Annotated in this window: 4 protein-coding genes and 1 pseudogene; all 5 read right to left on the bottom strand. The window is 36.8% G+C overall.

What is annotated here, in order from left to right; genetic code table 11:
- Positions 1–371 (bottom strand): annotated as a pseudogene (gene qcrB, locus AC06OU_RS12545) (menaquinol-cytochrome c reductase cytochrome b subunit); the annotation flags it as partial.
- Positions 372–391: 20 nt separating this feature from the next.
- Positions 392–895, bottom strand: coding sequence for a QcrA and Rieske domain-containing protein (locus AC06OU_RS12550; RefSeq protein WP_251555915.1), 504 nt, complete (start codon positions 893–895; stop codon positions 392–394).
- A 157-nt stretch (positions 896–1,052) separates the two neighbouring features.
- On the bottom strand, positions 1,053–1,499 hold the full coding sequence (locus AC06OU_RS12555; RefSeq protein WP_169359566.1) for a DUF2487 family protein: 447 nt from the start codon (positions 1,497–1,499) through the stop codon (positions 1,053–1,055).
- Between the two features lie 10 nt (positions 1,500–1,509).
- On the bottom strand, positions 1,510–2,061 hold the full coding sequence (locus AC06OU_RS12560; protein WP_169359567.1) for a ReoY family proteolytic degradation factor: 552 nt from the start codon (positions 2,059–2,061) through the stop codon (positions 1,510–1,512).
- Between the two features lie 20 nt (positions 2,062–2,081).
- On the bottom strand, positions 2,082–2,859 hold a 778-nt coding region (locus tag AC06OU_RS12565), incomplete at its 5' end, for a tetratricopeptide repeat protein (protein ID WP_475856172.1).

The raw sequence follows: 2,859 nt of genomic DNA on the forward strand, positions 1-2,859 counted from the left end.
AGTTCACGAGGTTTTTTGTAAGAACCAGTAAAGAATACACGTAAAGTATGTAAGAACATCATAACAATTACAAGAGATGCTCCCCAGTGATGCATTCCACGCACGATTTCACCGAATGCTACTTCATTTTGAAGGTAGTAAACTGATTCCCATGCATTCTCGATATCCGGTACATAATACATTGTTAAAAACATACCAGATAGAATTTGAATAACTGTAATGAAGAATGTTAATCCTCCGAAACAATAAACAAATGCTGAGAAATGATGTGCAGGGTTTACGTGTTCTGGTACTTCATGGTCTGCAATATCACGCCATATAGGTGTAATATCAAGACGTTCATCCACCCAATCATAGATTTTATTAAGCACTGATGTCGTACCCCCTTACATTAAACTAATGTGTTAGTTATAGCTTTTCCAATTTCTAAGAAACCGTTATTTTCACGTACTTCAAATTGATCCAACGGACCTAGAGGTGGTGTTTTTGCAACATTCTGTCCGTTTTTCTCGTAACGGCCTGCGTGACATGGACAGAAAAATTGATTTTTGTGTGCTGGGTCACCTTCCCAGTTAACTGTGCATCCTAAGTGCTTACATACTGGAGACAATGCAATAATGCTATCTCCTTCTTTGTAAACCCATGCAGCGCTAGTTACATCAGACTTGTACCAGGCATCTACCTGCTCGAAAGTAAAGTCTACTCGTTCAGGAACCTCAGTAAGGTCTGCAATCTTCTTCTCAGTCAGTACGAAATCTCCACCTTCTGATTTTTGCAATACAGGATCAACTGCAAAACGTACCATTGGCATAAGCATACCTGCTGCCATGAATCCGCCAACACCTGTTAATGTATAACTTAAAAATTGGCGTCTTGATACTTTATTGTTACTCATCCTTTTCCCCCCTCTAACTTAAAGGTCAGTCCAATGGACATACTTGCTTGAATTAATAATACTAGGACATTTCAATGATATATCAATAAAAAAGGAAGGTCAATAATTCCTGCTACGAATTATGAACTTTGTGAACAAATAATGAAACATATTGTCACTAATTCGCCCACTTATTCGCAAAACGAGGGATTAATTGTCTTAATTGATCCTCCAATACGGATAATTTCATTTTTTGATCCATGGAATCAAGTGGTATTGATGGGAACCACAGGACATTTTGTTCCTCTCCCATTGTACTCCACTCTCTGTCAGAAGTAACGTAAAAGATATGTTTAAATCCAGCTTTTTTAAATTCTTCATTCCAGGCCTCTAATAATGATAGCTTGTCCTGAGATCCTGTATAAGAGAAGGAAGGAAATAAAACTATCCTTCCTTTGAACTGATTTTCAATTGTATTTGCTAGCGACAAAGTAAAATCTGCAGCTGAGGCAGCAAATGGAAATCCATGCTCTGAACCATCTATCAATATAAGTGGGACTATCGCTGTATCAATATATTCTTTTTGTGCTTGAAAAACTGTGCTATCTTTTCCGTTCCAATGCATGTTATCTCTCCTATTTTTCTCTATACGGTAGATTTTTCCATAGTGCGGAAAGTTCGAGAAACTTTTCTTTATTATTATCATCAATTGCTTGATCAATCTGTTTTTTTAGCTGTTCGGCCTGAAAAGATTGCAAGCTTTCTGTTAAAATATCCTCTGCAATTAGCTTATCTTTTTCACTAATATGCAGATATTTGGGCATATACGGGTTTTCTTCTAATACTGCTAAATACTCGGGACTTGGCGGCAGTGTTTGAAAGTTCAATTGTATATACATCTCTTCATCTGGGTTTAAGCGAAGATCGTGAAAAGATTTTTCAGCATCTGCTGTCATGATACTACCTTTATAAAATCTAAAAGGTATTCCGGAGGATGTAGTAACAGACATAATCATAGCTCTTGGACAATAATGGGCTTCCTCCACAAAGTGTACATTGTTCAACATTGTTTCGTGGCTTATTAAGTAATTTAAAATCCACACACATTCTCTTCTCTTCATTTGATACTTTTTCAGAAACCAACGGACAAATTCTTTTTTCTCACCAACTGAAACAGAAGCAGTCACATAACCTCTCCTTCCTATCATTATTCCATCATGTCAAACCATTCACTGTTTTCTGGCTGAAGCTCTTGTAATATCAAAATAATTTCTCTTGCTTCTTCACGTTTACCATCTTCTAAAAGGAAGTATAAGTACTTTTCCAAAAATGCTGCATCCTCTTTATGTTCAGTATATGCAAGCTTATAAAATTCGTATGCTTTTTCATACATTTCTAACCGCTCATATGCTGAGGCTAAAAGGGGATACATAGAAGACATCTCAAATTGCTCTTGCTTTAAGGTTTCATAGAGGTCAATTAATTCCTCATCCATTTCCTCCTGGGAGAACAAGGAAGAAAGTATGTAAATAGCATCCATGTACTCAGGGTCTAATGCTATTGCTTCCTGAAGAAAACCTTCTGCTTCTTTCACTCTACCCAATTTTAGAGAAATTTTACCTGCAAATAAATAATATTCTTTTTCAAATTCATCTCTAGCGATTCCATCTGTAATAGCACTCAGTGCTTCCTCATTCTTTTCAAGCATAGCGTATGTTTCCGCTAAAAGCATATAGCCAGAGAAGAAATCTGGGTCTATTTCTAAAAGATGATTTAAATGTTTTGCAGCCGTTTCATACTGTCTAACTTGGAAAAATGCATATCCTGCCTGAAAAAGAACCTCTGGTGCAGCTTCCTTTTGAAGGGCCTCTGTATAATAAGGGATAGCCTCTTCATACGCTGCTCCAGCACTATAGATTTCAGCTATTTTTAATGAAAGATCCACTCCTTGCAGCTCACTTTTAGAAGCTAAAAGATCTTCCATA

The sequence above is a fragment of the Psychrobacillus sp. genome, assembly GCF_056205495.1.